Here is a 25,913-nt window from a genome sequence, read left to right as displayed (position 1 = left end):
TATTGCTTTACCGTTGAGCGGAATCTGTCTTCATGCCACGCATAGGCGGTAGGATGCGCTTGGCTGCGAGGCTACCGAACAGGTCGCGAAACATGTCCTCGGTATCGATACACTCGGCAAAGCCCGCCTGGCGGATCTTGATGGTGCTCACGAGGGCAGGGGGCGGCCTGTGCTGCGCCCCATACGCAAAGGTGAAATCGGCATAGTGGTGGGACGTCCCAAGCATGGCCGGGAGCGGGATCGGGTTCAGGCCGAACTTTGCAACGACCTTGTCCCAGACATCTGCCTTCTTGGGCAGGAACTCCGCAATGGACATGGGACTATCGGGTCCCGGCTCGACGCCGAGCGCGCGTGCGATGGCAGGCCACACATTCTGCCAGACGAAGACGTCGCCATTCGTGATGTTGAAGGTTTCGCCGCGCGCTGTCGGAGCCTCGGCCGCCCAGGCGAGAGCTTTCGCCATGAGACGGGCGTCTACGGCCTCAAGCACATAAGCCGGCCCCCCCGGAAACGAGAAAGGCAGGCCCTCTTCCCTGCAGATCGCCGCATAGGCTCCGATGACCGGAGTGAGGTTCATCGCAACCCCGACCACGTCACCGAATACCACCTGCGGGCGGAAGATCGTCATGCCGAAGCCATGCCTGGAGGAGGCCTCGCATAGGTAGTCCTCCTGCAGCCAGTAAAAATTATCATGGGGGTCGCGCGGCCAGCGCTCGCGAGCAGGGACGGCAATGCGGTGGATGTGAATGCCGTACGCCTTCGTGCCCTGCAGAAGGCTTACATGCTGCAGGCTGCCCGATCTCTCCATGAGCGGCTCAAGAAGATTGCGCAGCATGGCGAGGTTGATGGCCATCTGCTCCGGGTCGCGCCAACCTTCCACAAGATCCGGCTTTTCATACAAGGCTGTGTAAATGAGATGAGTGACCTCCGACATTGCCGCAACGGCGGCACGGCAAGCCTCGGCATCCTGCAGATCGAGCGGGATATGCTGGTAGGATCGATCCGACGAGATCTCGGGACGGCGGCGGGAGAGGGCGATCGTGGTCCATCCGTCGAGCTGGGTGAAGTGCTCCACGGCGGCGTGACCTACCACGCCCGAGGCGCCTGCGATCAGAACGGTCCGTGCCGCCATGACGCGCCTCACCGTCTCTGATCGAAGCGGCGACCGACGAGTTCGGCCGCGATGTTGAGCTTCTGGATGTCGATGGCTCCGCCAGCAATGCCCCACCCGAAGGAGTCGCGCAGCCGCCGCTCCATACCGTATTCCTTGGCATAACCATAGCCGCCCATGAGCTGAAGCGCGGTTGCGGTGACCTCCCGGGTGATCTCATTGGCGTAGCACTTGGCGATGGAGGCCTCGCGTGCGTTGGGCAGGCCCTCATCCGCGTTCGCGGCCGCGCGATGGATCAGCAGCCGGGAGGCCTCGACCTTCATGGCCATCTCGGCCAGGCGGATCTGCACAGCCTGGAAATCCACGATAGGCTTGCCGAACTGCTTGCGCTCCTGAACATAACCGGTCACGTATTCCAGAGCGCCTGCTGCGACGCCAAGGGCCATGGTGGCGTTACCGAGCCGCTCGATGTTGAAGAGGCCCATCAGGCTCGCAAAGCCGCCTGGACCAACGAGCAGATGCTCGCGCGGAACCCGTACATTCTCGAAGGTCATATCGGCGGAAGGAACTCCGCGGAAACCCATGAGCTGCTCCTGCGGTCCGAAGGTAAGGCCCGGCGTGTCCTTGTCCACGAACACGGCCCCGATGCCCTTTGCGCCGGGCGTGCCGTCGAACCGACAGAACACCACATAGCCTTCCGAGTGCCCGGCGCCGGAGCACCAGCGCTTGGATCCGTCGATCACGATCGTGTCCCCTTCGATGCGCGCACGAGTGCGGAGATCCGTGAGCGCGGTACCGGCATCGGGCTCGGACATGGAAATGGCCACCAGCATCTCGCCTGCCACGACCTTGGGCACGACGCGCTCGCGCAGCGACGGATGGCCGAGGCGCTCGACGATCCGGACCGGGCCAGCGCAGCATTCGAAGATCGGGAATGCGACGCCGACGGAAACCCTTGCGAATTCCTCCATTACTAAGAATGCGTCGAGATGGGAGAGACCGAGACCGCCGAGGTCCGAATCGGCGTTGATCCCGAGAAAGCCCATTTCTGCATAGCGCTTCAGCCAGCCATGCGGCAGTGGATGCGACGTTTCCTCGATCTCGGCCGCAAGCTTCGGCAGCTCGTTCTGAGCAAAGCGCCGGGCGCTTTCCTGAAGGGCGCGTTGATCCTCCGTAAGGCGGAAATCCATGGCTCGTCTCTCCTTAAGCCGTGTATTCGAAAGAACCGTTGTTGAACACGACGGCGTTGCGGGCTGCAATGCGGGAGCGAAACAGCGCCTTTCCCGGTTTCTCGCGCCAGATGTCGATGCTGATAGTCTCGCCCGGGAAAACAGGCGCGGAGAAGCGTCCTTCGAGTGCTACCACGCGTTCCGGTGCGTAGTCGCAGAGCGCCGCCATGAGGCCGTGCCCGATGACCCCGTAGGTGGCAAGGCCATGCAGAATCGGGCGCTCGTATCCGGCTTTCCGCGCGATTGCCGGATCGGAATGGAGGAGGTTGAAGTCCCCGGAGAGCCGGTAAACAAGTGCCATCTGGGAATGAGTCGGCATGTCGATGGTCTGGTCGGGCGCCCGCTCCGGAATGGGATGAGGCGCCCGGGGAGCCTCGCTTTTGCCTCCGAAGCCGCCATCGCCCCTGCAGAAGACGGTCTGGAGCAAGGTCGCTATCTTCTCGCCGGTCGCCACGTCTGAGATCTCACGCTCGGCATAGACCAGCGCACCTTTGCCGGGTCCTTTGTCGACGATGTCGACGATCCGGGTGTGCCCCACAACCTCGCCCTCCGGGGCCAGCGGACGGTGGAGGCGCATGGCGTGCTCGCCATGCACCACCTTCACCCAGTCGATGCCGGTATCGAGATCGCGCATCCAGAAGCCCGGATAGGCCAGCACGTTCGCCATGGTTGGCACGGCCTGCAGCTTTGTCTCGTCGACAAACCGCAACTGCCGCTCGTCCATGGGGTCGATGCCGTAACCGGTGCCCAGGGCATAGAGGATGCTGTCACGCCAGGTGTATGCATGGCAGATCTCGGGGAACCGAAGAGCGTACAGTTTTTCAGGGTCGATCGCCATGACTCAGACCGGGTCCCAGGAGAAGACGTCTGCGGAACGCTCGAGCGGGATGAGGGAGGGGCCGAAGGCACCAGGAAGTTGCTCGGCAATCGCCTCCGGCGTCCAGCCTTCCCCCCGGTGCAGGGAGCGTACGGGGCGCGGCTGGCTCATGAGAAAGATCTCATTATTGCGCACGGCGAAGACTTGTCCGGAGACGGTCTTGGCTGCGTCCGAGCCGAGGAAGGCCACCATCGGGGCGATCTTCTCAGGCGTCATCTGCTTGAGCTTCGCGACGCGCACCTGATCGGCCTCCGTCTCGGTCGGAATGGAGCTCACCATCCGGCTCCAGGCGAAGGGCGCGATGCAGTTGGACCGCACGTTGAAGCGCTGCATATCCATGGCAATGGCACGCGACAGGCCCACGATCCCCAGCTTGGCGGCCATGTAGTTCGCCTGCCCGAAATTGCCGATGAGGCCGGCCGTCGAGGTCATGTGGATATAGGACCCGGATTGTTGCTGCCGGAAATGTGTGGCGGCGGCACGACTGATGTTGAAGCTGCCGTGGAGATGCACGTCAATGACGGCACGCCACTCATCCGGATCCATGCGGTGGAAGATTGCATCGCGCAGGATCCCGGCATTGTTCACGACGATGTCGACGCGTCCAAATGCATCGATGGCCGTCTGCACGATGCGCTGGGCGCTCGTCCAATCGGCAACCGAGTCGCGGCTGGCGGCGGCCTGGCCTCCTGCTTCGCGGATGGCGGCAGCCGCCTCTTCAGCCGCGGAGGCATTCTCCGCCTCCCCAGTGAGCGTGACGCCTACATCGTTGATGACCACGCTCGCGCCTGCTTTGGCGAGCCCTTCCGCTATCGCTCGCCCGACGCCTTGGCCTGCGCCCGTCACGATGGCAACCTTGCCTTCCAGCATTCCCGGCATGGTGGCTTTCTCCTCTTGATCTTAAAGTGTTGCTGCCGAACCGAGGATCGCCGTCGCCTGACTGGAGAGAACGCCTCCATTGGCGTGGGCGAGAGCGACCTCGGCTCCTTGAATCTGCCGTTCGCCGCAGGCGCCACGCAGCTGCTCCACGGCCTCGATGATGGTGAAAAGGCCGTACATTCCCGGATGATTACAGGAAAGGCCGCCGCCATTCGTGTTCACCGGCAGCGTTCCGCGCGGCGCGATGGCTCCACTCGAAATGAAGGCTCCACCTTCGCCTTTCGGGCAGAAACCCAGGTCTTCGAGAAACAGAAGCGTCGTGATCGTAAAGGCGTCATAGACCATCACATGGTCAATCTCGGCTGGCCCGATGCCGGCCATTGCATAGGCCCTGCGGCCCGACTCGACGGCCGCGGTGGTGGTGAGGTCAGGCATGGCGGCAATCTGCCGATGGCTAACGGCGACCCCCGTGCCCAGAACATAGGCGGGCGGCTTAGCAAGGTCGCGCGCCCGGTCGGCGCGAGTCACCACAAGGGCCGCGCCGCCATCGGTGACAAGGCAGCAATCCGCCCGCGTGATGGGATCGCTCACCATGCGCGAGGACAGAATTTCCTCGCGGGTTAAGGGTCCGCGAGCAAAAGCGTCCGGATTGAGATTGGCCCAGGCCCGGGCCGCGAGGGCCACGTCAGCGAGGTTCTCGCGGGTGGTGCCGAATTCGTACATGTGCCGCGCGGCGGCGAGGGCATAGCTCGAAATCGGAAAGCGGGGCTTGTAGGCAGCCTCGTAAGGCTGCGGATCGGGCATGGAGACGAGCCGCCCGCCCGCGCTGAGCTGGTTAGAGCCGTAGCAGATCAGCGCCACCTCACATAAGCCGTGTTCCAGGGCCGAAACGGCGCTCTGGAGATGAAACAGGAACGAGGCTCCTCCCACCATTGTGCCATCCGCATGACGGACGGTAAGCCCGAGACGCTCCGCGACGTTGAGAACGGGCAGGCCTGACGATGATACGGCGCAGAAGAGGCCGTCCACGTCCTTTAGGCCAAGGCCGCAATCCTCCAGCGCGAGGATGGCTGCTTCCTGCAACTGATCAAAAGGGGAGCGACCGGGTGCGTTCCAGCGTTTGGTGTTGCCGATGCCCACAATGGCAGCATTGCCGCGAAGAGAACGGCTCACGAGGCGTCTCCCTTGGCTGGAACGAACACGACTAGGGGCTCCGGCGCGTGGACGATCCTTGCCTCGACCTTCATGCCGATGTGAACCGAATCGGGATCGACACTCTCTACACGGCTCATCATGCGCGCGCCTTCTGCGAGATCGACAAGGGAGACGTTGTAGTTGCCCTCGCGGTCGCGCACGGTTGTTGAGGAATAAACCGCGCCTCGTCCGGATGTCTCCTTCCATGCGAGATCCGGCGAGCCGCAGCCACGGCAGACGAGAGCGGGAGGGAAGCGGCATGTGTCGCATCGGCGGCATTGCTGCAGCAGGAAGCGGCCTTCCGCCAACGCGGAGCGCCAGGTCTCATCCGGTCCGGGGCCGTCGAAGCGTGGATCGGTGCTCATGAAGCGCTCATAGGTTGTGGTTTGGCAAACCAGAGGTCGAAGCTGATGGCCTCTTTCAGGGGCAGCTCGCCCGAGGCCTTGAGGGTGCGCTTGAGGCGGCGTCCGATGCCGCCTCCTAGGCTGCCAGCAATCTGCTGAAGGCAGGAGTCGGGATCGCTCGCATGAATTGCGAGCCCATGCTCCACGAGCCGCGCGAGAAGGTCAGCCGATGGATCGAATACGATCGCGCCCGTGAGCGTGGAGCCGAGCTTGTGATGGAGCAGGGGGGCAAGGCCTGGGCTCGCGCGCCACTCACCTTCCATCATCAACTCCTGCCCTAGGAGGATGCGGTCCGAGGTCAGCAGGAGCGCCAGGCCGCGTTGTCCGACAGGGCCGGAGGGCAGGGCGAAGACCGGGATCGGAGCGTCGAGCAGAAGGCCGATCAGGTCGCCATGGGCCTTGGCGTCCATGACCTCCCCGGCGAAGGAGCCCTCGATGACGAGCGCCACGGCATGTTCCGCCTCGCGCAGGCTCCGCTTCACCTGAGCGAGAATGTCCGCGTCGGTGGCCTGATCTGGAAGGTGTAGCCGGTGCAGTGCTGCGCTCATCTAACGCCCCTGATATTGAGGGCGGCGCTTTTCGAGGAAGGCCCGTGTGCCCTCCTGCGCATCCTCGGTTCCAAGAAGCCCCGCCATCAGGCCGATCTCATGGGTGAGCGCCGCGTGCAGATTCATGGCCCCTGCGCCCCTCAGAGCAGCCTTCGCCGTACGGCTGGCCAGCGGCGCTTTCGACGCCACAGCCAAAGCCTTATCGACCGTGGCTTCCACGATCCGCTCCGCAGGGACGACTTCATCGACGAGCCCGATGCGCCGGGCGGTCCATGCATCGACGAGATGGCCGAGTAGGACGGCCTCCACCTGCGGGCCAGCACCTGTGCGCTCCCGCCAGAGCTGCGTGCCCCCAGCGCCCGGGATAATGCCGAGATTGATCTCCGGCTGTCCGAAAAACGCGTTGTCGCCGGCAACGATCAAGTCGCACGAAAGGGCGACCTCGCATCCGCCGCCGAGGCAGAAGCCGGTTACGCCGGCCACGATGGGCTTCTCGGCACGGAAGATAGTTTCGAAGGCACGGCGCGTCGGAGAGGCGAGGTAGCTTGCAGGAGAATGGCCCGCAAGCGTGTCGATATCCGCGCCCGCCGAGAAGTTTTTGGGCCCGCCGGTCAGGGCTACTGCGTGGATTGCCGGGTCCCGGTCGGCCGCTGTCAGCTCCTCCGCGAGCTTGGTGAGAACGGTCGGGTTGAGTGCGTTGCGTGCGGCTGGACGATCAATGACGAGGAGCAGGACGGCGCCCCTGCGTTCTGCCCTCACGAATGAGTCTCCGTCGACTGTCATGGCGGCTCCCGATTGTCGAGCGAAGATTACATACCGAGGAGTATGTTGGCAAGTATCCCTCAAAAATTGCCTTTAAGAACGCTCAAGATGGGATCTTGTTCTCTCAAATTAGAAACACGATGACTTGATTGACAGCCCTACATACTCCTCGGTATCGTACTCGCCATAACAATGAAGACCGATAACGGCGCACAAACAGGAGGAAGGTTCATGAAAGCTACACAGGCCCTTAAAACTCTCGCTATCGCGTCGTTCGGCGCGCTCGCTCTTGCCGGTCCGGCGCATGCCCAGGCCCAGCAGCCTATCAAGGTCGGCGTGATCTTTCCTCTCAGCGGAGGTGCGGGCCCACAGGGGCAGCACGTCACCCAAGCTATCCAGGCCATGGCGGCAATCATTAACGAATCGGGCGGTGTCATGGGCCGCCAGATCGAGATCTTGTCTCGGGACGACGAGTCGACGCCCGCCGTCGGCGTGTCGCGCGCCAACGATCTCATCTCCGCAGGTGTCTCGGTCATCATCGAGGGGTGGAACAGTCCGGTGACACTTGCCATGCAGCCGGTGATTAACCGCGCCAACATCCTCGATATCACGGCGATCTCGAAGGCCGATCCGATCCTCTCGGGCGAAGGCAATCCGCTGGCGGTGCGCCTCAACAGCTCGAACTCGCAAGACGGAGCGGTGATCGCCAAGTATATCACCGACACAAAGGCGAAGCGCATTGCCTTCATGACTGAGAACGACGCCTACGGAAATGGCGCGCATGAATCGATCGAAGCCGAGCTCAAGAAGCTCAACTACACCTATGAGAAGGTGGCTGAAGAGAAATTCCCATTCAATCAGGCCGACTTTCGCGTGGCGCTGACCAATGTGCGCGCCGCCAATCCCGAGATGACGATCGCCATCAACGCCAATGAAGGACTCGGGATGCCGGCGCTCATTCGTCAAGCGAAGCAAAGCCGCCTTCCAGGGCAGCTCGTGACCGCCGTTGGCACTGTGGCGCCGAGCGTGATCTCGGTGGCCGGCGAGGCTGCCAATGGGGTGATCGGCGCAGACATCTACTTCCCCGATGTGGAGCCCTTCGCGTCGAATGAGGCGAACAAGAAATTCGTCGCCAAGACGCAGGAGATGTTCAAGTACACGCCCGATAAGTACATGGCTCTCGGCGCGACCTCGCTTCAGGTCTGGGCCATGGCGGCCAACGAGGTGAAGAGCCTCGATAAGGAGCCGGTTGCCAAGCGCATACGCGGCGGCAGCTTCAAGGGCACGATATTCGGGGATGTGTCCTTCGCGGCGAATGGGCAGCTCGAGTCGAACCACAAGCTCTTTACGATCGAGAATCAGAAGATCGTCGTCCGCTCGGCCTCAAACTGAGGGTGGTGAGATGTCCGGCGGGTTGGGACCAGTGCTTCGCGTCGAGGGCCTTGGCGTCACTTATGGCGCTCTGGTTGCCCTCGACGAGGTGACCTGGAGTGTCGGCGCAGGCGAGATCCTCGGGATCATCGGCCCCAACGGCGCCGGAAAGAGCTCATGCTACGATGCCGTCACCCACCTTGTGACAAGGCGGGGGCGGGTTTTCCTGAATGGCCAGGAGGTGACGGACATCGCGCCTCATCTCCTGGCTGAGCGGGGCCTGAAGAGGGCCTTCCAGCAGAATGCGTTCTTCCACGAGTTGACGGTTCTGGAGAACATGGTGACGGTGCTCCAAGACCGTTACGGAACGGGCTTGCTAGCCACGGCCCTGCTGCCCTTCACGCAGGTGCGCCGCAGAGCAGATGCAGTGGAGGACGCCAAGCAGCGCCTTGTCCGCTTCGGTATTCCGGAGGCATATCACGATCTCAAGCCGACCAATATTCCCTATGGCATTCAGCGCATGCTCTCCATCGCGCTGGCCTATGGGAGCGGGGCCAAGGCCCTCATGCTCGACGAGCCTGCCGCTGGCCTCGGCGGCGCGGACATGACCCACCTGATCAACCTTCTGATCTCGCTCAAGAAAGAAGGTTTGGCCGTGATTGTTATCGAACATCACATGGATCTGATCATGTCGGTGGCGGACCAGATCGTGGTGCTGGAGCAGGGCAGGCTGCTCGCCGCCGGAACTCCGCATCAGATCCAGTCCGATCCGCGGGTCCTCGAGGCCTATCTGGGGCGCGCGCAATGAACACTCGTCCGGTTCTGGAAGCCACCGATCTCAAGATCGCCTATGGCGGCAACGTCGCCCTGGATGTACCGCGCATCGCGGTACGCGAGCGGGAGCTCGTCGGCGTCGTCGGCGCGAACGGGGCGGGGAAGTCCACTCTCGTGAACGGCCTTCTCGGCTGGTCGCGCGGATCCCCGAAGGTCTCCGGCAAGATCATGCTGGACGGTCGGGATATATCGAATCTTCCGCCTCATGAGCGGGTGCGCTCGGGCCTGCTTCTTATCCCCGAGGGAAAACTCGTCTTCGCCCAGATGAGCGTGGAAGAAAACCTCGCGGCGAGCGTGGATGTGCCCACCGATGGCCAACGGCGGCGGCAATACTCCATCGACGAGATCTATGCTCTCTTTCCACGTCTTTATGAGCGCAGGCACCATCTCGGCTCGCAGCTTTCCGGCGGAGAGCGGCAGATGCTGGGCATTGCCCGCGCCCTGCGTCTTAGTCCGAGGGCGCTGCTGTTGGATGAGCCCTCCATCGGTCTCGCGCCGCGCCTCGTTTCCACGGTTCTCGAAACCGTGCGGTCCCTGGTGGATTCCGGCCTCACCGTACTCCTCGTGGAGCAGAACGTGAGGGCCGCCATCGAGGTGGTCGACCGTCTTGTCCTGATCGAGCGCGGGCGAATCATCGCCGAAGGCCCGGCATCGGAGATGCGGGGCGATCCCCGGATTGCTGAAGCCTATCTCGGAGCGCATGTGGCATGAATTTCACGCAGCAACTCGTCAATGGCATTGTTCTTGGCCATGCCTATGCGCTTATCGCCATCGGCTGGACTGTGCTCCTGGGCGTCGCCCGGCTGGTCAATTTCGGCCATGGCCAGATGTACATGCTGGGAGCCTTCGTGACGTGGTACGGCGTCTCCCGCCTGGAGCTCCCGTATTTCGTGGCCATTCCCCTGGCCATGCTGGCCGGCGTCGCAGTCGGTTACGTCATGCAGCGGGTTATGCTCCAGCTCACCCTGAAGCAGGATCTGGTGTCGATTATGATCGTCACCCTCGGGTTCGGCTACGTGCTTCATGGCGCTGCGGCGCTGTTCTTCGGTTCCACGGGCCAGATCCTTGAGACGCCGTTCTCGACCAAGGACATCTACTGGGGCGACCTCTGGTTCACCTATCAGGATATCGCCATCGTCATCGCGGCGATCCTGTTCTTCGCGGCATTGAAATATGTGATCGATCGGACGCGGATCGGCAGGCTTGCCCGCATGGTGGCGGAGGACCCGCAACTGGCGCAGCTCGCAGGCGTCAATGTGCGTCGGGTGTATCTGGGCGTCTTCGCCTTCGAGGGCGCGGCGGTGGCTCTGGCGGCCGCTCTCGTGGCACCGCGTACGCCCATCCTCACCTCGATGGGCTTCGATGAGGTGATCATCACCTTCGTGGTCGTGGTTCTCGGCGGCATCGGCAGCGTCACAGGCAGCTATGTGGCCGGCCTAGCCCTTGGCCTCTTCACGGCCTTCTTCGGAGCCTTCGTTTCACCCGCTTACGCCACGGCCGCCGCCTTCGCAGTTCTGATCGCGGTTCTGGTGATCCGGCCCGGCGGCCTCGCCGTCAGTCCAGGAGGACGACGAGCATGAAGACCGGGATCAAGACTGTCCTGTTCGCCGCGCTTGCCGTCATCGGCTTCTTCGTGCCGATTCTCCTCGGCGCCTCCGGTGCGGTCTATGCGGCATGCGTGCTGATCGCGATCTTCGCGGTCATGTCCTATGGGCTTGACATCGTGGTGTCGGACCTTGGCGAAGTCAGCCTCGCACACACGGTTTTCTTCGCAGTCGGAGCCTATACGACCGCTTTGCTTTCGGCTAGCGCAGGCATCGGTCCGGTCCTGTCGCTTGCGGGCGCAATCCTCATGGTGCTGCTGGTCGCGGCGGCTCTCGGCTTCGTGACCCTGCAGCTGCGCGAGTTCGTTTTTTCCTTGGTAACCTATGCGGTTGCCGTGGTAGCGGCGACAATTGCCCAGAACTGGGATTTTCTCGGCGGCTCCGATGGCCTCCGGGGCATTCCGGCCTTCGAATTGTCATGGCTGGGCTTCACAGCCCGGAACGATCAAGAGCTCTGGCCCATCGCCTACCTGCTGCTGCTCGTTGCGATCTACCTCGTGTCGGCTTTCCGCCGGTCGAAGCTGGGGCAGGCGGCCATGATGGTACACCTCAACCAGCGCCTCGCGGTTACGTCCGGCGTCGACCCGCAACGCGTCAGGCTCCAGGTTTTTATGGTCTCCGCCCCGATTACTGCATCGGCTGGATGGCTCTATTCCTATCAGCGGGCCTACATCAGCGCGGACGTGCTGGAGACCTACTTTCTCATCCTGATGCTCACGGCCGTCGTGGTGATGGGCCGCCGTCTTCTGCTCGGTCCGCTGCTCGGGGTCGCCTTGATCCAGGTCCAGGAGAAGTTTTTCTCCTTCGGCGGTTACGTCGACAAGATCATCCTTGGCAGTGTTCTCATCCTCACGCTTGCCTTCCTGCCCAACGGCCTTTTCGGAGTTGTTGCACCGTTGCGGAATCTATTCACCCGACGCACGACGCCGGTCGGCAAAACCATTCCTGAAAGGAGTTAAGTCATGACGGTTATCTGGCAGCCTGCCCTGGACGTCGAAGCGCAGCGCTGGCAATCTCTGGCCGCGCAGTTGTCCGATGAGCATTTCGCTCCGCTGACGGAGGAGCTCGACCGGGAGCAGCGCTATCCGTGGGAGAATGTGCGCCGGCTCGTGGACAATAAGCTGGCAGGCCTCTTCATACCGAAGGATTACGGAGGCGAGGGCGCGAGCCTGACATCGACTGTCGCAGTGGTTGAGCGGGTCGGCTCCGGCTGCTCCTCCACCGCAGCCATTCTCTGCGCGTATCAGCTCGGAGCCTTCCCGGTTCTGCTCGCAGGGCGTGAGGACCAGAAGAAGCTTTATCTCGGCGAGATGACCAGGGGCGTCGCAACAAGTTTCGCCCTGTCGGAGCGGGAGGCGGGTTCCGATGCCGCCGCCGTCACGGCTACCGCCGTGCGCGAGGGCGACGGCTGGCGGATCAGGGGCGAGAAGTACTGGATCGGCAACGGCGGCGCATCCCGATTCTACGTGGTTTTCGCCAAGACCGATCCGTCGGCTGGCGGTCGCGGCATCTCGGCCTTCATGGTCGACAAGGAGCAGGAGGGCGCAGTCGTCGATGAACTCTCCGATAAGATGGGTATCCGCGGCACCCAGACATCGAATCTGAGGCTCGATATCGCCGTACCGGACGAGGCGCGGATCGGGGAGGTCAATCGGGCCCTGCGTTTAGCATTCCAGACCCTCAACGTGGGCCGCGTGATGGTAGCGGCCCAATCCCTCGGGCTGGCGCTTGCCGCCTATCGCGAGGCCTCGCGGCGCGCTGTTGAGCGCAAGGCATTCGGGCAGGCAATCATCGACAATCAAGGCATCGGGTTCAAGCTTGCCGACATGGCCGTTGAAATCTCGGCGGCTCGCATGATGCTCTACGAGGCTGCCAAGGCCTATGACGAGGGGCGGGATGTGGCCAATCTCGGCGCCATGGCAAAGCTCTATGCGTCTGAAGTTGCCCACCGAGCAGCAGACGCTGCCGTACAGATCTGGGGTGGTTTCGGCTACTGCAAGCCGAACGTCGCCGAGCGCCTCTATCGCGATCAGCGCGTGCTGGAGATCTATGAAGGGACATCCGAGGTTCAACGCCTTGTCTTGTCCCGCGCCGTGCGCAAGGAAGTCGAGGACGCCGCTGCCGCAGGGCAGGGCGAAACGTTGGAAACACGGAGCGCCTGATGGATGCCGACACTTCATCCCCGATATCATTGACCGGAAACGAGGCGCGGGATGAAATCGTCCGTGCGGCAGCCGAAGTCTTCATGGAATTCGGCTTTGCCGCGACCTCTATCGATGCTGTGGCGGAGCGCCTAGGGGCCACCAAGGGACGGATCTATCACTACTACCGCAGCAAGGCGGAGCTGTACTTCGACGTGCAGATCGCCGCCATGGAAAAGCTGGCTCGCGAGATCGAGCCGATTGCCAAGGGAGCCGGCAACGCCGCCGAGCGATTGGAGGCCATGGCGTTGCGCCATGCAACGATTCTCATGGAAGATCTGCCGGTGCAGAAGGTGGCTGTCCGCGGCTTAGAGCGGGAGCTTCTGGGTGCTGTCGCTGCTCGGCACGCTAAGACCCTCCGCTCGATCATCCGGCTGCGCGACGACTACGAGCAGATCTTCGCCGAGGTCATCGATGACGGGATACGTGCCGGTCTTTTCGTGGATCTTCCGCCGCGCCTTGCGACGAAACCGTTCTTCGGAGCCCTGAACTGGCTCACCGTCTGGTATGTGCCGCGCCGTCTTCAGACGGCTGAGGACATTGCCGAGATCGCCCGCACCCTGACTGGATGCGCCATGCGCGGAATTCTCAAAGGAGCTCAGCTGTGAATGCTCAAATGACCCGACCCTATTCCGACGATATATGGGATCCAGTCGAGGCATGGTCCCGGGATCAGATCGAGGAATTTCAGCTCGGTGCCCTGAAGAAGCAGCTTGCCCGGGTAGAGGCCAAAAGCGCCTATTACCAGAAGGTTTTCAAGCAGGCCGGATTTTCGGCGGGGGACTTGAAAAGCTTCGAGGATCTGCGCCGCCTGCCGATCACCCGAAAGGCCGACTACGTGGCCGGTCTTCAGGAGGATCCGCCTTTCGGAACCATGCGCGCCGTGGAACTGAGCGACGCGGTACGCGTGCATTTCTCGTCCGGCACAACGGGGCGTCCCTCGCCGGTGCTGTGGTCGAAGCGCGACATTGAACGCTGGGCCGACCTCTATGCCCGTTATCTCTACGCCCAGGGTCTGCGCGCCGGCGACGTGTTCCAGTGCATGTTCAATTACTCCTGGTTTGTCGGAGGCTTGGGTGCGACGCTCGCGGCGCAGCATATCGGGGCGCTCGTGATCCCCGGCGGCTCGGTGGATACCAAGCGGCAGCTCGAGACAATCAAGGAATACCGCACCAAGTGTGTCATCGGTACGCCTTCCTTCATGGCCCATATGGCCGAGGCAGCCGAGGAGATTGGCTTCGATCTCGCGGCCTCCACAGTTAGCATGGTGTGCGTCGGTGGCGAGCCTGGCGCGAGTATCCCCGGCACCCGAGAGCGCCTGGAGCGTATGTGGGGGGCAAAGATGTTCGACTGCTACGGCGCACTGGAGTGCCAGCCCATCGGCTGGGATACCGCCTTGCAGCTTGGCCCCCAGATCGCCGAGGACTTCATCTATGTGGAAATCCTGGACCCGGACACCCTGGAGCCTGTCAAGGATGGACAGCGTGGCGTTCTCGTTCTGACGCACCTCGACAAGGAGGCCTGTCCGCTCGTGCGCTGGTGGACTGGTGACGTCGTCGTCCGTGACCGCACGCCGACACCGGACGGACGCACCCATGCAACTCTGAAAGGCGGCGTTCTGGGCCGTGCAGACGACATGCTGATCGTGCGGGGCGTCAACCTGTTCCCGAGCGCCGTCGAGGACATCGTTCGCGCCTTCCCAGGCACGACCAACGAATACGTTCTCGTCATCGACGATTCCGTAAAGGATCCGAAGAGTGGCTTCCTCACCGGCGTGAAGCTGCGTGTCGAGCGCACGGACGATGCGCCCGAGGATTTGGGCGAGAAGCTTTCTTATCGGCTGCGCGAGCGCCTGCAGGTCCGCTTCGTGGTCGAGGTGCTGCCGGCGGGTTCTCTGCCGCGCACCGTCCACAAGGCCAAACGTGTGATTACGGAGTAGACATCATGGCAGCGCCGCGTCCGCTTCAAGGTAAACGCGTCATCGAGTTGTCGCAGTTCATCGCTGGACCGACAGCGGCGCAGCTCCTGGCGGACTTCGGCGCCGAGGTTATCAAGATCGAAGCCCCCCCTGGCGACGGCTCGCGCGGGCTTCCGGGCACCGCGTTCGGCAGCGTCTACACACGCAGCTTCAACACGTCAAAGGAAAGCGTCGTCATCGACACACGCCAGGAGGCGGATCGCGCCAAGCTGTTCGATCTTATAGGCCATGCGGATGCGCTCGTCTGCAACCTCGCGCCGGGAGCCTTGAGGCGGCTCGAGTTGGATGCGGCCTCCATTTGCCGCCGGTTTCCGCGCCTGATTGCCACCCTCGTGTCCGGCTACGGCCAGCAGGACGACCGGACATGCATGGACACCATTGCCCAATGCGAGAGCGGCTTCGCGTGGCTCAATGGCGCGGAGGGCGGAAGTCCGCGCATCTCCACGAGCTGGCCCGCCGACTTTTTCTCAGGCCTCTACGCTGCTCTCTCCACCGCCATGGCCCTGGCGGAGACGAACCGTACGGAGGGCTGCATCATCGACATCTCCATGATGGAAGTCGCCGCCGCCATGCTGCTCGGACCCGCAGCCCTTCTGGTTTCCGAAGGCGGCACGCCTGCACCCGGCACTGGCAACCGCGACCGCGCCTCGGCTCCTTCGGGAATCTATCCGTGCCAAGATGGCTACGTCTACATCTATGGCGGCCTCGACCCATACTGGGCGAAACTGAAAGCCGTCGTTGGGGGAAGCGATGCGCCCGCCGGTGAGCGTCTCGCCCGGGCGGAGGAGTTCGACCGGCAGGTGAGCGCCTGGACCTCGCAGCACAGCCGCGAGGCCGTGCTCTCCGTCATGAACGAACTCGCCATTCCGGCAGGTTCCGTACGCGATCCCATGAAAGCCGTGGAGATGATCCGCAACCTGCGCGAAGGCGCGGTAAGCCGACGGCTTGCTAGCGGCGAGCACGTCCCCAGCTTTCCCGCCCTGTTCGACGGCGAGCGTATCAACCGTTCGCCAGCCCCAACCCTCGGCGGCAGCCGCCGAGCCGATTGATCCGGAGCATCACCATGTCCTCAGCCTCCTTCAACGATCCTTATGATGCCTCCGTGCTCCGCGAGGGGCTTTTCGCGAACCGCTCCGCCTTCGTGTCCGGCGCGGGTTCGGGCATCGGCCGTGCCATTGTGCTGCGGCTGGTGCGACTCGGCATGCATGTGTTCGGAACGGGCCGTCGCGCAGAAATGCTCGAGCAAACCGCGACTCTGGCGAATGGCATGGCGGGCGCGTTCACCTACAAGCCTTGCAATGTGCGGGAAACGGACGCTGTCGAGACTCTTGTCCGCGAGGCAGGCGAGAGCCGGGGCATCGATCTTCTCGTGAACAATGCGGGCGGACAATTCTTTGCCCCTGCGACCGAGATCAGTCGCAGGGGCTGGGATGCGGTTATCGATCTGAACCTGAACGCTGTTTTCACGGTCACAAAGGCGGCTTATCCTTATCTCAAGGCCAGCCGCGGCAGCGTGGCAAGCATTTCGCTCTCAGGAGTCGACCGCGGCTCTATGGGGCTTTCCCATTCCATTGCAGCGCGCGCGGGCGTGCTCGGGATGACGCGTTCTCTCGCACTGGAGTGGGCAAAGGACGGGATCAGGCTCAACTGCATCGCGCCCGGCACGGTGGTGACCGAGGGGCTCGCCGGAGAGGCCGCACGCTCTATGCTCGAACGGCTCGTGGAGGCTACGCCCATGCGCATTCCCACCTCGGTGGAGGAGGTGGCCGAACTCGTCGCCTATCTCGCGAGCCCGGCAGGGCGCCTCATGACGGGTCAGCTCATCCAGATCGACGGCGCCGCCCATCTCGGTCCCGGCCTCCACATGATCGCCGCCGAGTAGGAGCGCCGTATGCTTGTCCTGCAGGGAGTGAAGGTTCTGGATCTGTCACGGGTGCTTGCGGGCCCATGGTGTACACAAACGCTCGCCGACCTCGGCGCTGATGTGTGGAAGATCGAGGAGCCCACAAGAGGAGACGACACGCGAGGCTGGATGCCGCCCGAGATCGATGGTGAGTCCACCTACTTCCTATGTTGCAATCGCTCGAAACAGTCCGTCGCCATCGACATGAAAGGCCCCGAGGGCCAAGGCATTGTGCGTCGCCTTGCGGAGAAGGCAGATGTGCTGGTGGAAAACTTCCGAAAAGGTACGCTCGAGCGCTTTGGTCTAGGATACGAGCAGCTCTCCACCATCAACCCGCGCCTGATCTACTGTTCCATTTCGGGATACGGACGCACTGGCTCCCGCGCCAGCGAAGCCGGTTACGACTTCGCAATCCAGGCGGAGAGTGGCCTCATGGCGATCACCGGCGAACCCGATGGCTCGCCGATGAAGCACGGGATGGCGATTACCGATATCATCACCGGCATGAACGCCACGCAGGCAATCTTGGCGGCGCTTCTTGCGCGCGTAACGACCGGACAGGGGCAGCTCATCGACGTATCCCTGTTCGACTCCGCTGTCGCGCTCCTGGCGAATGTCGGCACCGGGTATCTGGCGACAGGCAGCGAGCCCAAGCGCTACGGCAACGCCCACGCGACCGTCGTGCCGTATCAGCTCTTCGATACGGCCGACGGGGTCCTAGCGCTTGCGGTCGGCAACGACCTTCAGTTCAGGAATATGTGCATTCAAGTCCTCGAACGTCCGGAGCTCTGGTCGGACGAGCGATACCAGAAGAACCGCGATCGCGCTCTGAACCGGGAAACTCTCATCCCGGTCCTTGCTGATGTATTTTTCACACGCGGCACGGCGGAATGGATCGTACTGCTGAAAGACGCCGGGGTTCCCGCGGGTCAAGTCCGAAAGGTTTCCGAGGTCTTCTCCAGTCCAGAAGTGGCGGAGCGCGAGATTGTCGTTGAAGTGCCGGATGAACGGCACGGATCCGTGCGGTTGACTGCCTCGCCCCTGCGCCTCTCGGGTACGCCTGTGCGGCCGCCGAAAGCGCCTCCGCGGCTTGGAGAACACACCAGCGATGTTCTCGCGCGGGAACTCGGAATGAGTGAAGAGGACATAAGGCGGATCAAGGTTCGGTCTTCGGATTCGTGACGGCAATCGACAGGATCTAGGGCGTTACACCAGGAGCTACGGATGAACAGCATGCCTCCCAAAGCTCCTGAGCCCTTACCCCCCGGGGTCTTCGATCCTGTTCGGGAGGGTTGGGTCCCCCGAGATGACGAGCCGGGTTTCATGGTGCTGGTTGGCCCGCTGTGGCAGCAGGGTGAGGGAGAGGGTCTCACCTTCGGCTTCCTTGCAGAGGACAGGCATGTCAACAGACGAGGCGTGGTGCATGGTGGCATGCTGATGGCCTTTGCAGATCAGGCGCTCGGCCTGACGGCCCGTCAGGTCACAGGCGGCTTACCGCAGGCGACGATTCAGCTCGATACCCACTTCATCGCTCCAGCTATTGCAGGTGAATTCATCACCGTTAAAGCCGAGGTCGTTCGACGCACGCGCTCGATCCTGTTCATGCGCGGGACACTGGAGGTCGGCGACCGCGCTGTCGCGTCCCTGCAAGGGCTATGGAAGGTGCTCTCGAATGACTGAGTGGTCCAGCAACGGAATTCTAGGGAAGAAGTGATGAAGACAAGTCTAAAGGCACTTGCGTTGATTGCGTTCAGCTCACTGGCTGGAGTTGGCGCCCATGCTCAGCAAAACTCGGTCAAGGTGGGGGTGATCCTGCCACTGAGCGGCGGCGCAGGCCCTCAAGGTCAGCATGTGACACAAGCGATTCAGGCCATGGCGGCGATCATAAACGACGCCGGTGGTGTCATGGGCAGACCAATCGAGATCCTGAGCCGCGACGACGAGTCAACTCCGGCCATTGGCGTCTCCCGAGCAAACGAACTGCTCACTCAGGGCGTTTCGGTGGTCATCGAAGGGTGGAACAGCCCGGTCGCATTGGCCATGCAGCCGGTTATCAGCCGGGCAGGAGTCCTCGATATTACGGCGTTCGCCAGTGCCGATGCCATTCTCTCCGGTGAAGGGAACCCTCTCGCGGTTCGGCTAAATGCGTCGAATTCCCAAGGAGGAGCTGCCGTTGCCGCTGTCATTGCCGACAAGCTGAAGGCGAAACGCGTCGCATTTCTGACGCAGAACGACGCGTACGGGAATGGTACTCAGGCCTCCATCGAAGCTGAGTTGAAGCGACTTGGATACGCATACGAAAAGGTGGCGGAGGAGAAATTTCCTTTCGCGCAGGCAGACTTCCGGGTGGCCCTGACCAACGTTAAAGCCGCCAATCCGGACGTGACTGTTGCGATCAATGCCAATGAAGGTTTGGGGATGCCAGCTCTTATCCGTCAATCACGCCAGATCCGACTGCCAGGTCAGCTTCTCGCGGCGTTGGGCACTGTTGCGCCAAGCGTAATCTCCGTTGCCGGCGATGCCGCCAACGGCCTGATGGGAACCGATATCTACTTTCCCGACGTGGAGCCTTTCGCCTCGAATGAAGTTAACAGAAGATTCGTGGCTAAGACGAAAGAAATGTTCAACTATACTCCCGACAAGTTCATGGCGGTGGGAGCCTTTGCGTTGGAGGTCTGGGCCATGGCAGCGAACGAGTTGAAGACCCTTGACAAGGAGCCGCTTGCCAAGCGAATTCGTGGAGGAAGCTTCAAAGACACGATCTTTGGCGATGCAACATTCGAGCCCAATGGCCAGCTGAAATCCCGGATCTATACCTTCTCCGTTCAAGACCAGAAGATCGTCGTGGACCTCGAACAGCGCAAATAGCTCAAGATGGTTTCGAGGAACGGGAGGGGCCTCAGCCGCATCCGTCTCGTCATTGTTCGTACGCGCGGGCGCTGGCGGTGCTTCTGTATAGACAGCGCCAGCCACCCTTTGGCTGCTCCGTGAGCTCTCGGGATTGTCGCGGCTCTTGGGGCGCCTTGGCGATACCATTGCGAGCTTCGGATTTGCACAAGGCGCCGGGCGATGAACGCCTTTGCAAGACTCGCGGGGATCTCAATTCAACCTGGCATGGAGCCAATCGGAGCCCTCCTGCAGCGCACGGTCTGCGGTTGACACACGTCCGGCCGCGCGCAGGAAGCCATGCGTTACTCCGGGGTACACAATACATTCGGCGTCAACGCCCTGCTCCTTAGCGGCACGGGCAAGTTCAAGGTTCTCATCCCGCAACACGTCGAGCTGACCGACCTGGAGCCTGAGCGGGGGCAAATTCTCGAATGAGCCTTTTAGGGGAACGGCGCGCCAATCCTCGGACGAGTCCGACTGCAAATAGTTGCGCCAGAACCATTTTATTTTCCATGTTTGTGGCGAGAGCGAGCTGTCTCCGATCCAGACGTATGACTGCCGATCGTAGGATTGGTCATAGGCACCGTAGTTCAACAGGGCTGCACGCGGCATCGAATCGGCATTGCGCAGCATCATGCAGGCCGCAAGGGCGAGGTTAGCACCTGCAGAGTCTCCCGACACTGCCAGCCGAGCTCCGTCGACGTCCCACTCGTGTCCACGCGAACTCAGCCATTGTATGACTTGAACACACTCGTTGAACGGCGTCGGGAATGGGTACTCCGGGGCCATTGCGTAATCCGGAGCGACCACCGAGAACCCGGTGCGGGCTGCATATTCGCGCGCGACTCGGTCATGTGTATCTATGCTGTTCCAAGTCCAGCCTCCGCCGTGAAAGAAGACGATGACCGGCAGATTCGGCTCGGCCGTCGGGCGATAATGGCGAGCAAGAATGCGTCGTCCGCCAATCTGTATCCATCGCTCATCGATAGATGCCATCTGTGGGCCGCCTGCCGCAAATGGCCGTTGCGCTAGTTCAATGGCTTCGCGCGCTTCTATGATCGGGGCATCGAACGTGTTGACATAACGTGCTGCAGCTTGGGATGATTCCTGGAGAAACAGTTTCATCTCCGGGTCGAGATAGGCTTCAGGTGGGCTTCTTACGTCTTCCATGAAACGCTTCCTTCTGCTTTCCCACGAATACCGAGCTGCTGTCGAAGTCGACAATAGATACGGCCACGGGAATGTTCACCAATGAGGCATGGCAGGAACGACCGCGGTTGATCTCCATGTTGGCTGGCCTCACTCCTTGAGGGCTTCATCCCGTTTCCTGCGAACTGAAGGCAGGGCTGCTAGGACCAGCAAAATCGCTGCAGATGCCAGCAACGTTCCGCTGATGGGACGTTCAACAAAAGTCATGAGATCGCCCCGAGACATCATGAGAGCCCGGCTAAAATACTGCTCGATCATGGGACTGAGAACGAGCGCCAGGAAGAAGGGTGCCGGCTCGCAATCTACAACGCGCAGGAAATACCCCAATAGCCCGAAGAAAACCATGACGTAGATATCGAAATTGCTGTTGTTGAGACTGAAAACGCCAATGGCGGTAAAAACCATGACGGCTGGAAAGAGCAGCTTGTAGGGTATGCTCAGCAGTCTGACCCACACGCCCACCAATGGAAGGTTGAGCACGAGCAGCATGAGATTGCCAAGCCACATCGACGCGATTAGTCCCCAGAATAGGTTGGGCTGCTCGCGAATGACTGCCGGGCCGGGCTGAACGCCGTGGATGATCATCGCACCTACCATGAGAGCCATGACGACGTTCGATGGAATGCCGAGCGTTAGCATAGGGATGAAGGATGTCTGTGAACCCGCATTGTTCGCTGACTCAGGACCTGCAATTCCCTCGATCGCTCCCGTGCCGAAGCGCTCCGGTTCCTTGGAGATGCGCTTTTCGACTGCATAAGACGCAAACGACGAGAGGAGCGCGCCTCCGCCGGGCAGCACTCCCAGTGCGGCACCGATTCCTGTGCCTCGAAGAACCGGCCCGATAATTCGCACAAGCTGCGACCTTGTCGGCAGGAGATTGGTGATAGCTCCGGTATAGGTCGATCTCTTCTCGGGATTGCTGAGATTGTCGATGATTTCTGCCAGTCCGAAAACCCCCATAGCTGCGGCGACGATGTCGATCCCATCGGACAACTCCAGCAGATCGAACGTGAACCGGTTGACGCCCGAGTTGATGTCGGTTCCGACTAATCCCGCCAAGAGGCCAAGGACGATCATTGCAAGAGCCTTCAGCAACGATCCTTGCGCGAGCACAATAGATGCAAGCAAACCGAGGATCATGACGGAAAAGTAGTCCGCTGCTCCAAATTTCAGCGCAATACTTGCAAGAGTTGGCGCAAACAAAGCAATCACCATCGTCGCGATCGTTCCTGCGATGAACGATCCGATAGCAGCGGTGCTGAGCGCCAATCCCGCCTGTCCCTTGCGGGCCATCTGGTGGCCGTCCAGCGCCGTCACGACGGATGAGGCTTCTCCCGGCAGATTGACGAGGATGGCGGTAGTCGATCCGCCGTACTGGGCGCCATAGTAGATGCCGGCCAACATAATGAGCGATGCAGTTGGATCCATGCTGAAGGTAATCGGCAGCAGCATAGCGATCGTCGCCGATGGGCCGAGACCCGGCAGAACCCCGATAAAGGTTCCCAGTACACAGCCGATGAAACAGTAGAGCAAGTTGCTCGGCGATGCAGCTACCCCCAAGCCGGTTTGTAGGTTCGTGAAGAGATCCATTTCCTACCGGCCCGAGTACAAGGCGCCAACAATCGGAAGCGGCAAGCCGAGCGCGTAGACAAAGATGACCGCGCTGCCTGCCGCCAAGATGAGGGCGGTGAGTATAGCTGTCGCAACACTGAGCTCTTTGCTCGCCGCAGCGCCAGCAAGCACCATGACGACTATGGAAACGACCAGTCCGGCGGGGCGGATCAGCAGGCCGAACAGCAGCGAGCCGCCCAAGATCATCGCCGCTACCCTGATCCGCGGGATCGCCATAGATACGATCTCGCCGTAAAAGGACCGGATTGTCAGGATCGTTCCGATGACAGCCAGCAATGAGCCGAGCACGAGAGGAAAGAAGCCTGGTCCGAGCGACCGGAGAGTGCCGAAAGGATAATCCTTCGATAAGAGGACGGCTCCAACACCCGTCAAAAAGAAGCATATCCCTGAAAAGAAGTCGCTAGCTTTTCTTAGAGCCATCGTCAGATCGCCCCTCCACGCTTGCTTGCAGAATGGATTGCCCACTCGGTTGCCCCGCTTCGGTATGCAGAGTTCTAAGCCTGCATTAGCCAGCCAGATCACTCAGGATTACAGAGAGCGTTACTAAGCTCTCGCATCATCACCCGTAGTGGGATGGTCGACATACTGGTCAGTATCTTCACATAAATCAAGCTATATCAATTGTCCGCGCCCTTTTCCCAGTATCGCACGCGCCAATCAGCGCATCGTCCTGTCGTTCCAGAGTTGGGCGCTATGCGATCACATTGGCCAGTCGGGCACACGCCATGGCAGGTGCCAGACGCACGAGGTTTCTCTTGGTGGATGGGGTGTCGCGCGCGGCTTGCGTACTATTTGGTATGTGGGGGCTGAGAGGTTGTAGGACTCGGTAAACATATCAAGTTACATATCGGGGTTTTATATCTTCTTTCTTAGATTAAAACACCATATTCGTTCTTTTTCTTTCTGTGAGCATTGTCCCGCGGGATATCTTTCCACATACTGACTGGGATGTTAGCTCGCGAGAAACAATAAACTTGCGCTTTGTAACGGGAGGTCCAACCATGCTTAAGGGTAAAGCACTCGCGTTCGTCACCAGTGCCATCCTAGCTCTTGCTTCAATAGCTGCAGGATCGGCAGCTGCATACCCGGATCGGGTCATCACCATCGTCGTTCCGTATGCGGCTGGAGGTCCGACGGACGTAGCCGCACGGATCATTGCAGACGAGATGTCCAAAGATTTGGGTCAGAGTGTCGTGGTGGAGAATCGTCCCGGCGCCGGCACGGTCGTTGGAACGGAGGCCGTTGCCAGGGCCCAGAAAGATGGACATACGCTTCTCGTGACGGCGGCAACAACCTTCTCAACCAACCCGCATACAATCAAGAACATCCGCTACAAACTCGAAGACTTCGCGCCGATCTCATTGTTGGCTCGGGTGCCCTTCGTATTCGTCGTAAAGAATGGTTTCTCGGCAAAGGACGTGAAGGAATTCGTTGCCTATGCGAAGGCGAGCCCTGATGGCGTGGACCTAGGAACGTTGGGCGCAGGTACCGTTCCGCACATTATCGGTGGGATGATGGATGCTGCGCTCGGGATCAAGCTGACACCCATCCCCTATGGCGGAGCGGCCCCGATCCTGTCCGATATCCTGGGAGGGAACCTCGATAGCTATATCGCCTCCGTTGCCGATGCCGCGCCAAACCACAAGGAGGGGCGCTACCGTGTCTTGGCGTCTCTTAGCGCCGAGCGCCCTCCGCAACTTCCCGATATCCCGACATTCGTGGAACTTGGCTACAAGGACCTTGTCGGCGATAGCTGGTTCGCTGCTTTCGCTCCAGCCGGAACTACCGACGAGATCATTCGAATCTTGAACAAGGCGATGGTGAAAGCAGTTGCATCGGGGGCCTACCAGGAACGCATGAACCAGCTGGGCAATACCCCGGTCTCATCCACCCCTGAAGAGCTTCAAGCCTTTGTCACGAGCGAAAGCCAACGGTGGGGCAAGATGATCAAAGCGCTTGGCATTGAGTCCAAATAGGCAGCCGCCCTGGCTTAGGGTCGTGCATACTGGATCCGCCGCTTCAACGCTCGCAGCAGGCCTGGACAGCCCTAGGGGCATCGTCACGTTAACGAGATGTGATCGGGAGCTTGTCTATGAGGCGGTATGAAGAAGCCGCGCCCCTCGCTCTACGCTCGCCACCGTTTCCCTGCCGATGTGATCAGCTTGGCAGTCTGGCTGTACTTCCGCTTTCCGCTAAGCCTCCGGATGGTGGAGGAGATGCTTGCGGCCCGAGGCATCCTGGTCAGTCATGAGACGGTGCGACGCTGGGCCGAGAAGTTCGGTCGAGAGTTTGCCAATCGCATTCGCCGACGCACGCCTCGACCGGGTGATCGCTGGCATCTCGACGAGGTGGTAATTACCATCGCCGGCCAGAAGCACTGGCTCTGGCGGGCCGTGGACCAGGACGGCTTTGTTCTGGATGTCCTGGTCCAGAGTCGCCGCGACCGCAGGGCCGCCAAACGCCTGCTGCGCAAGCTGCTGAAGAAGAATGCCATGGCCCCGCGGGTGATGGTCACGGACAAACTTGGATCATACGGCGCTGCTCGCCGGGAGATGGGCCTAAGCATCGAACACCGGCAGCATAAAGGGTTAAACAACCGAGCAGAGAATTCTCACCAGCCCACCCGGCGACGCGAGCGCATTATGAAAGGCTCTGTCGCAATTTCTGACTGCGGACAGAAAGATCTGAGTGCGGTTTGTATTCATTTATGCGGCGAGCCGCTCGAACTGCTCGGCGAGCGACAGTTGCTGGGCGCCGGCATATTTCGCCTGTCCCTTTCGCATCATGTGCACCATTTCGATGCCGCCCAGGATTGTGCGAGCGCTACTCATTGACTTGAACCCCATCATCGGGCGAACCCGCCGTTTGATGGCCCGATGATCCTGTTCGATACGATTATTGAGGTAGGCGCTTTGCCGGATGCGGATCGGCTTGAGCTTCCGCCGTGATCGGTCCTGCAGCCGGTTTGTCGTGTCGCAGGATAGGATTGCTTCACGATTTGGTCTGACTGCCGTCGATCACGATCCGCTCAGGCCGACCGTGACTCTTGAGCGCCTTGCGCAGAAACCTCTTGGCAGCAATGAGGTCCCGTCGTTCGCTGAACCAGAACTCGACCGTGTCGCCATTGCTGTCGATGGCGCGGTAAAGATACATCCAGCGCCCGCGGACTTTGACGTACGTCTCGTCCATGTGCCATATGTGGACGGCCCCCGCCATATGTGGACGGCCCCCGCCTCGCAAGAAGATTTGGATATAGTTTGATCGGATCGCTTGCGGTCATATGTCCGG

General features: G+C 61.2%; 25 protein-coding genes and 2 pseudogenes. 15 read left to right on the top strand and 12 right to left on the bottom strand.

From position 1 onward, the window contains the following. Window positions 1–7: 7 nt before the first annotated feature. The 8 genes from JKL45_RS24455 to JKL45_RS24420 are packed head-to-tail and all read right to left on the bottom strand — an operon-like array spanning window position 8 to window position 7,025. Window positions 8–1,132 carry an SDR family oxidoreductase gene (locus tag JKL45_RS24455; RefSeq protein ID WP_201864415.1) on the bottom strand — a complete coding sequence of 375 codons (1,125 nt, stop codon included), beginning with the start codon at window positions 1,130–1,132 and terminating at the stop codon, window positions 8–10. 8 nt (window positions 1,133–1,140) lie between these two features. Further along, a complete protein-coding gene (locus JKL45_RS24450) occupies window positions 1,141–2,301 on the bottom strand; it encodes an acyl-CoA dehydrogenase family protein (RefSeq protein WP_201864414.1) in 1,161 nt (386 codons plus the stop codon). A gap of 13 nt (window positions 2,302–2,314) precedes the next feature. Further along, the gene (locus tag JKL45_RS24445; RefSeq protein ID WP_201864413.1) at window positions 2,315–3,178 is read right to left on the bottom strand and encodes a MaoC/PaaZ C-terminal domain-containing protein; all 864 of its coding nucleotides are present in this window, start codon (window positions 3,176–3,178) and stop codon (window positions 2,315–2,317) included. Between the two features lie 3 nt (window positions 3,179–3,181). Next, window positions 3,182–4,096: an SDR family NAD(P)-dependent oxidoreductase gene (locus JKL45_RS24440; protein ID WP_201864412.1), complete on the bottom strand. Its 915-nt coding sequence runs from the start codon at window positions 4,094–4,096 to the stop codon at window positions 3,182–3,184. A 21-nt stretch (window positions 4,097–4,117) separates the two neighbouring features. Beyond that, the gene (locus JKL45_RS24435; protein WP_201864411.1) at window positions 4,118–5,269 is read right to left on the bottom strand and encodes a thiolase family protein; all 1,152 of its coding nucleotides are present in this window, start codon (window positions 5,267–5,269) and stop codon (window positions 4,118–4,120) included. After that, window positions 5,266–5,655, bottom strand: coding sequence for a Zn-ribbon domain-containing OB-fold protein (locus tag JKL45_RS24430; RefSeq protein WP_201864410.1), 390 nt, complete (start codon window positions 5,653–5,655; stop codon window positions 5,266–5,268). Before JKL45_RS24430 ends, JKL45_RS24435 begins: the two co-directional genes overlap by 4 nt. Continuing rightward, on the bottom strand, window positions 5,652–6,242 hold the full coding sequence (locus JKL45_RS24425) for a hypothetical protein (protein WP_201864409.1): 591 nt from the start codon (window positions 6,240–6,242) through the stop codon (window positions 5,652–5,654). The genes JKL45_RS24430 and JKL45_RS24425 overlap by 4 nt, the downstream gene beginning before the upstream one ends. After that, a complete protein-coding gene (locus JKL45_RS24420) occupies window positions 6,243–7,025 on the bottom strand; it encodes an enoyl-CoA hydratase/isomerase family protein (protein WP_201864408.1) in 783 nt (260 codons plus the stop codon). It lies immediately after the preceding gene. A 210-nt stretch (window positions 7,026–7,235) separates the two neighbouring features. Here JKL45_RS24420 and JKL45_RS24415 point away from each other — a divergent pair, with 210 nt between their 5' ends. The 13 genes from JKL45_RS24415 to JKL45_RS24355 are packed head-to-tail and all read left to right on the top strand — an operon-like array spanning window position 7,236 to window position 19,763. After that, window positions 7,236–8,396 (top strand): ABC transporter substrate-binding protein, encoded by a 1,161-nt coding sequence (locus JKL45_RS24415; RefSeq protein ID WP_201864407.1) that lies wholly within the window; start codon window positions 7,236–7,238, stop codon window positions 8,394–8,396. A 10-nt stretch (window positions 8,397–8,406) separates the two neighbouring features. After that, complete coding sequence (locus JKL45_RS24410; RefSeq protein ID WP_201864406.1) at window positions 8,407–9,183, top strand: ABC transporter ATP-binding protein; 777 nt, start codon at window positions 8,407–8,409, stop codon at window positions 9,181–9,183. Next, window positions 9,180–9,920, top strand: coding sequence for an ABC transporter ATP-binding protein (locus tag JKL45_RS24405; protein WP_201864405.1), 741 nt, complete (start codon window positions 9,180–9,182; stop codon window positions 9,918–9,920). The genes JKL45_RS24410 and JKL45_RS24405 overlap by 4 nt, the downstream gene beginning before the upstream one ends. Further along, a complete protein-coding gene (locus tag JKL45_RS24400; RefSeq protein ID WP_201864404.1) occupies window positions 9,917–10,789 on the top strand; it encodes a branched-chain amino acid ABC transporter permease in 873 nt (290 codons plus the stop codon). The genes JKL45_RS24405 and JKL45_RS24400 overlap by 4 nt, the downstream gene beginning before the upstream one ends. Next, the gene (locus JKL45_RS24395; RefSeq protein ID WP_201864403.1) at window positions 10,786–11,772 is read left to right on the top strand and encodes a branched-chain amino acid ABC transporter permease; all 987 of its coding nucleotides are present in this window, start codon (window positions 10,786–10,788) and stop codon (window positions 11,770–11,772) included. Before JKL45_RS24400 ends, JKL45_RS24395 begins: the two co-directional genes overlap by 4 nt. Before the next feature lie 3 nt (window positions 11,773–11,775). Next, window positions 11,776–12,975: an acyl-CoA dehydrogenase family protein gene (locus tag JKL45_RS24390; RefSeq protein WP_201864402.1), complete on the top strand. Its 1,200-nt coding sequence runs from the start codon at window positions 11,776–11,778 to the stop codon at window positions 12,973–12,975. Continuing rightward, window positions 12,975–13,622 (top strand): TetR/AcrR family transcriptional regulator, encoded by a 648-nt coding sequence (locus JKL45_RS24385; protein WP_201864401.1) that lies wholly within the window; start codon window positions 12,975–12,977, stop codon window positions 13,620–13,622. Before JKL45_RS24390 ends, JKL45_RS24385 begins: the two co-directional genes overlap by 1 nt. A gap of 8 nt (window positions 13,623–13,630) precedes the next feature. Next, the gene (locus JKL45_RS24380; protein WP_201864400.1) at window positions 13,631–14,953 is read left to right on the top strand and encodes a phenylacetate--CoA ligase family protein; all 1,323 of its coding nucleotides are present in this window, start codon (window positions 13,631–13,633) and stop codon (window positions 14,951–14,953) included. 5 nt (window positions 14,954–14,958) lie between these two features. Then, on the top strand, window positions 14,959–16,041 hold the full coding sequence (locus JKL45_RS24375; protein WP_201864399.1) for a CaiB/BaiF CoA transferase family protein: 1,083 nt from the start codon (window positions 14,959–14,961) through the stop codon (window positions 16,039–16,041). Window positions 16,042–16,055: 14 nt separating this feature from the next. Further along, complete coding sequence (locus JKL45_RS24370; RefSeq protein WP_201864398.1) at window positions 16,056–16,874, top strand: SDR family oxidoreductase; 819 nt, start codon at window positions 16,056–16,058, stop codon at window positions 16,872–16,874. A 9-nt stretch (window positions 16,875–16,883) separates the two neighbouring features. Next, on the top strand, window positions 16,884–18,077 hold the full coding sequence (locus JKL45_RS24365) for a CaiB/BaiF CoA transferase family protein (protein WP_201864397.1): 1,194 nt from the start codon (window positions 16,884–16,886) through the stop codon (window positions 18,075–18,077). A gap of 42 nt (window positions 18,078–18,119) precedes the next feature. Further along, entirely contained in the window at window positions 18,120–18,575 is a 456-nt protein-coding gene (locus JKL45_RS24360; RefSeq protein ID WP_201864396.1) for a PaaI family thioesterase, read from the top strand. A 33-nt stretch (window positions 18,576–18,608) separates the two neighbouring features. Then, entirely contained in the window at window positions 18,609–19,763 is a 1,155-nt protein-coding gene (locus JKL45_RS24355; RefSeq protein WP_210345884.1) for an ABC transporter substrate-binding protein, read from the top strand. A 231-nt stretch (window positions 19,764–19,994) separates the two neighbouring features. On the opposite strand, the gene JKL45_RS24350 is transcribed toward JKL45_RS24355, so the two are convergent. The 3 genes from JKL45_RS24350 to JKL45_RS24340 all read right to left on the bottom strand — a co-directional run bounded on the left by JKL45_RS24350 (window position 19,995) and on the right by JKL45_RS24340 (window position 23,090). Beyond that, on the bottom strand, window positions 19,995–20,954 hold the full coding sequence (locus JKL45_RS24350) for an alpha/beta hydrolase (protein ID WP_201864394.1): 960 nt from the start codon (window positions 20,952–20,954) through the stop codon (window positions 19,995–19,997). A 129-nt stretch (window positions 20,955–21,083) separates the two neighbouring features. Next, window positions 21,084–22,583 carry a tripartite tricarboxylate transporter permease gene (locus tag JKL45_RS24345; protein WP_201864393.1) on the bottom strand — a complete coding sequence of 500 codons (1,500 nt, stop codon included), beginning with the start codon at window positions 22,581–22,583 and terminating at the stop codon, window positions 21,084–21,086. A 3-nt stretch (window positions 22,584–22,586) separates the two neighbouring features. After that, window positions 22,587–23,090 (bottom strand): tripartite tricarboxylate transporter TctB family protein, encoded by a 504-nt coding sequence (locus JKL45_RS24340; protein WP_201864392.1) that lies wholly within the window; start codon window positions 23,088–23,090, stop codon window positions 22,587–22,589. Between the two features lie 536 nt (window positions 23,091–23,626). Here JKL45_RS24340 and JKL45_RS24335 point away from each other — a divergent pair. Further along, on the top strand, window positions 23,627–24,601 hold the full coding sequence (locus JKL45_RS24335) for a Bug family tripartite tricarboxylate transporter substrate binding protein (RefSeq protein ID WP_201864391.1): 975 nt from the start codon (window positions 23,627–23,629) through the stop codon (window positions 24,599–24,601). 126 nt (window positions 24,602–24,727) lie between these two features. Then, a pseudogene (locus JKL45_RS24330) lies at window positions 24,728–25,273 on the top strand (IS6 family transposase); the annotation flags it as partial. A 57-nt stretch (window positions 25,274–25,330) separates the two neighbouring features. On the opposite strand, the pseudogene JKL45_RS24325 reads toward JKL45_RS24330, so the two are convergent. Further along, a pseudogene (locus JKL45_RS24325) lies at window positions 25,331–25,820 on the bottom strand (IS6 family transposase); the annotation flags it as partial. Window positions 25,821–25,913: the final 93 nt, after the last annotated feature.

Source organism: Microvirga soli (assembly GCF_016734765.1).
In the GTDB taxonomy this organism is placed as follows: Bacteria; Pseudomonadota; Alphaproteobacteria; order Rhizobiales; family Beijerinckiaceae; genus Microvirga; species Microvirga soli.
This window is presented reverse-complemented; position numbering and strand designations above follow the sequence as displayed.

What these genes read in the sequence shown, in the direction of transcription:
- JKL45_RS24455 (WP_201864415.1), bottom strand. Translation starts at nt 1,132, where the DNA reads ATGGCGGCACGGACCGTTCTGATCGCAGGCGCCTCGGGCGTGGTAGGT.
- JKL45_RS24450 (WP_201864414.1), bottom strand. Translation starts at nt 2,301, where the DNA reads ATGGATTTCCGCCTTACGGAGGATCAACGCGCCCTTCAGGAAAGCGCC.
- JKL45_RS24445 (WP_201864413.1), bottom strand. Translation starts at nt 3,178, where the DNA reads ATGGCGATCGACCCTGAAAAACTGTACGCTCTTCGGTTCCCCGAGATC.
- JKL45_RS24440 (WP_201864412.1), bottom strand. Translation starts at nt 4,096, where the DNA reads ATGCCGGGAATGCTGGAAGGCAAGGTTGCCATCGTGACGGGCGCAGGC.
- JKL45_RS24430 (WP_201864410.1), bottom strand. Translation starts at nt 5,655, where the DNA reads ATGAGCACCGATCCACGCTTCGACGGCCCCGGACCGGATGAGACCTGG.
- JKL45_RS24425 (WP_201864409.1), bottom strand. Translation starts at nt 6,242, where the DNA reads ATGAGCGCAGCACTGCACCGGCTACACCTTCCAGATCAGGCCACCGAC.
- JKL45_RS24420 (WP_201864408.1), bottom strand. Translation starts at nt 7,025, where the DNA reads ATGACAGTCGACGGAGACTCATTCGTGAGGGCAGAACGCAGGGGCGCC.
- JKL45_RS24415 (WP_201864407.1), top strand. Translation starts at nt 7,236, where the DNA reads ATGAAAGCTACACAGGCCCTTAAAACTCTCGCTATCGCGTCGTTCGGC.
- JKL45_RS24410 (WP_201864406.1), top strand. Translation starts at nt 8,407, where the DNA reads ATGTCCGGCGGGTTGGGACCAGTGCTTCGCGTCGAGGGCCTTGGCGTC.
- JKL45_RS24405 (WP_201864405.1), top strand. Translation starts at nt 9,180, where the DNA reads ATGAACACTCGTCCGGTTCTGGAAGCCACCGATCTCAAGATCGCCTAT.
- JKL45_RS24400 (WP_201864404.1), top strand. Translation starts at nt 9,917, where the DNA reads ATGAATTTCACGCAGCAACTCGTCAATGGCATTGTTCTTGGCCATGCC.
- JKL45_RS24395 (WP_201864403.1), top strand. Translation starts at nt 10,786, where the DNA reads ATGAAGACCGGGATCAAGACTGTCCTGTTCGCCGCGCTTGCCGTCATC.
- JKL45_RS24390 (WP_201864402.1), top strand. Translation starts at nt 11,776, where the DNA reads ATGACGGTTATCTGGCAGCCTGCCCTGGACGTCGAAGCGCAGCGCTGG.
- JKL45_RS24385 (WP_201864401.1), top strand. Translation starts at nt 12,975, where the DNA reads ATGGATGCCGACACTTCATCCCCGATATCATTGACCGGAAACGAGGCG.
- JKL45_RS24380 (WP_201864400.1), top strand. Translation starts at nt 13,631, where the DNA reads ATGACCCGACCCTATTCCGACGATATATGGGATCCAGTCGAGGCATGG.
- JKL45_RS24375 (WP_201864399.1), top strand. Translation starts at nt 14,959, where the DNA reads ATGGCAGCGCCGCGTCCGCTTCAAGGTAAACGCGTCATCGAGTTGTCG.
- JKL45_RS24370 (WP_201864398.1), top strand. Translation starts at nt 16,056, where the DNA reads ATGTCCTCAGCCTCCTTCAACGATCCTTATGATGCCTCCGTGCTCCGC.
- JKL45_RS24365 (WP_201864397.1), top strand. Translation starts at nt 16,884, where the DNA reads ATGCTTGTCCTGCAGGGAGTGAAGGTTCTGGATCTGTCACGGGTGCTT.
- JKL45_RS24360 (WP_201864396.1), top strand. Translation starts at nt 18,120, where the DNA reads ATGAACAGCATGCCTCCCAAAGCTCCTGAGCCCTTACCCCCCGGGGTC.
- JKL45_RS24355 (WP_210345884.1), top strand. Translation starts at nt 18,609, where the DNA reads ATGAAGACAAGTCTAAAGGCACTTGCGTTGATTGCGTTCAGCTCACTG.
- JKL45_RS24350 (WP_201864394.1), bottom strand. Translation starts at nt 20,954, where the DNA reads ATGGAAGACGTAAGAAGCCCACCTGAAGCCTATCTCGACCCGGAGATG.
- JKL45_RS24345 (WP_201864393.1), bottom strand. Translation starts at nt 22,583, where the DNA reads ATGGATCTCTTCACGAACCTACAAACCGGCTTGGGGGTAGCTGCATCG.
- JKL45_RS24335 (WP_201864391.1), top strand. Translation starts at nt 23,627, where the DNA reads ATGCTTAAGGGTAAAGCACTCGCGTTCGTCACCAGTGCCATCCTAGCT.